The sequence below is a fragment of the Mesorhizobium sp. M1E.F.Ca.ET.041.01.1.1 genome, assembly GCF_003997355.1.
GTDB lineage: Bacteria > Pseudomonadota > Alphaproteobacteria > Rhizobiales > Rhizobiaceae > Mesorhizobium.
This window is the reverse complement of the sequence record NZ_RZSL01000902.1, coordinates 1-1,749: the sequence shown is the minus strand read 5'-3', so window position 1 is coordinate 1,749 and position 1,749 is coordinate 1. Positions and strand designations below refer to the sequence as shown.

Annotated in this window: 2 protein-coding genes and 1 pseudogene; 1 reads left to right on the top strand and 2 read right to left on the bottom strand. The window is 56.5% G+C overall.

Going from position 1 to position 1,749, the window contains the following annotated elements; translation table 11 throughout:
- Nucleotides 1-85: 85 nt before the first annotated feature.
- Nucleotides 86-241: pseudogene (locus EOA38_RS35675) on the bottom strand (transposase domain-containing protein); the annotation flags it as partial.
- Between the two features lie 253 nt (nucleotides 242-494).
- Complete coding sequence (locus tag EOA38_RS35670; protein ID WP_127301425.1) at nucleotides 495-935, bottom strand: MucR family transcriptional regulator; 441 nt, start codon at nucleotides 933-935, stop codon at nucleotides 495-497.
- A 450-nt stretch (nucleotides 936-1,385) separates the two neighbouring features.
- Between EOA38_RS35670 and EOA38_RS35665 the strand changes: the two genes are divergently transcribed.
- A complete protein-coding gene (locus EOA38_RS35665) occupies nucleotides 1,386-1,649 on the top strand; it encodes a hypothetical protein (protein ID WP_127301424.1) in 264 nt (87 codons plus the stop codon).
- The last annotated feature ends 100 nt before the right edge of the window (nucleotides 1,650-1,749 follow it).

Here is a 1,749-nt window from a genome sequence, read left to right as displayed (position 1 = left end):
TTTCTGACGATCGCCTGAAGGAGTTCGGCATCTTCAGCAATTTGGCGACGTAAGTCGATGCTGAACACAGGGGTCACCGTTGCCATCAGGCAGCCTCGGCGGAGATGGCGGTCACAGGCAACCAAATCCAGGGAAGCAGGCCGTCAAGGCGATTGATCTTGTGATCATGAATGCGGTCGAGCACGTCTGCGAGTTATGCCTGCGGATCGATGCCGGTTATCTTGGCCGTCTCGATGATTGTCCTGGCGCGAGCCAGGGTCTCGGCGCCGGTGTCGGCGCCGCCAAAATGCTACAGTCAGTTAGTAATGACAGTTGACAAAAAGGGCCGCGTCCGCGACCCCTTATCTGCTTGTCGGTATTGCCTTGTGGCCGCTATGGTTCCGCCGGCGAAGAAGAGAGGAACACCACCTTCTCGTTGGGCTCCCCTATGCTGCAGAGGCGTTCCTTTTCGGCAGCGACGGCAGCGCTGCTATTAGCACGATGATCTCCGCACCCTAAGCCTTCGCCTTGCGCTTCACAGGAAGTTTCTTGGCTGGCGCCGCTTTTCTTCCCAAGCCCGACGATTTTGCCAGTGCCGATCGAGCCGCCGAATAGTTTGGTGCGACCATGGGATAGTCCTTGGCCAATCCCCATTTCGTCCGGTATTCATCGGGGGTTAAGCCGTGTCTGACCGCAAGATGGCGCTTGAGCGACTTGTATTTCTCGCCGTCTTCAAGGCTGATGATGTAATCCGGGAACACGGAACTCTTGGGATTGACTGCCGGTTTTTGGGTCGGCGCTTCCGTTGGGGTAGCCTGACCAATATTGGACAACGCTGAATTCACGCTGGCAATCAGATCCGGCAATCCAGACGTTGGAACCGGATTTTTCTGGACATAGGCTGACACGATATCCGCAGTAAGTTCGATGAAAGTATTGCCTGATTCTAGAGACATGTTTGTTCTCCTTAGTTCCCCCAGGTTCCCTTACCCGCCAAACGGGTGATGTGCAATATGTGCAAATAATGGCTCTGGCGACCCTTCGGCGACGACTCTCCGACTGAGGGGAACAGAAGCACGCGCCGTCTGAGCAGATATACGTACCTTTGCGGCGGACAGCAGCCATGTTGTCGAGCTGCTGGCAGATGCAATCAGTAGCCGTTTACGGCTGGCAACGCTACAACCGGTCGCTTCAAGGGGCAGAGACTGGACAAAGTCGTAATCGATCGACTTTGCTTCGCTCATACGGAGAGCGATTTTCCTGGTCGCGATGCTGATCCCGCGTGTGCCGATGGCCGACCCCGCCTACTGCCAGAGCTATAGGTGGTTGAAACTGGGGGAGCTGACGATACCCTGGGGTTAGGCGGGTAGGCATCGGAATATCTGAGGAAACGAATTGGAAATTCAATGGCGTCCTTGAAAGCCGCTCCAGTTGCCACGGAGGTTCCCTGGTCGGACACCCTAACCGACTACGACAACGAGCATTTCACCCTTTGCATGAATATCCATGTCTTCACTGCGCAGAACGCCAGCGAAGAAGATATAGCGCTGAAATTGTTGGGGATCGATCCGGCGAAGGAGCCGAGCCGTGCCCGCAAAGCGGTGAAAAGCCACCTCGCGCGAGTGCAGTGGCTCGTGACGACCGGCCACAAGGGACTGTGCTGGGACTGAGAAGCAGTCGACAGCTCTACGGACCGTGCACGGCGTGTTCCGACCGCGTCAGGGGTTCGCCAAGCAGCTTCACCTCGGACAATCTTATGCGGGCCAGTCG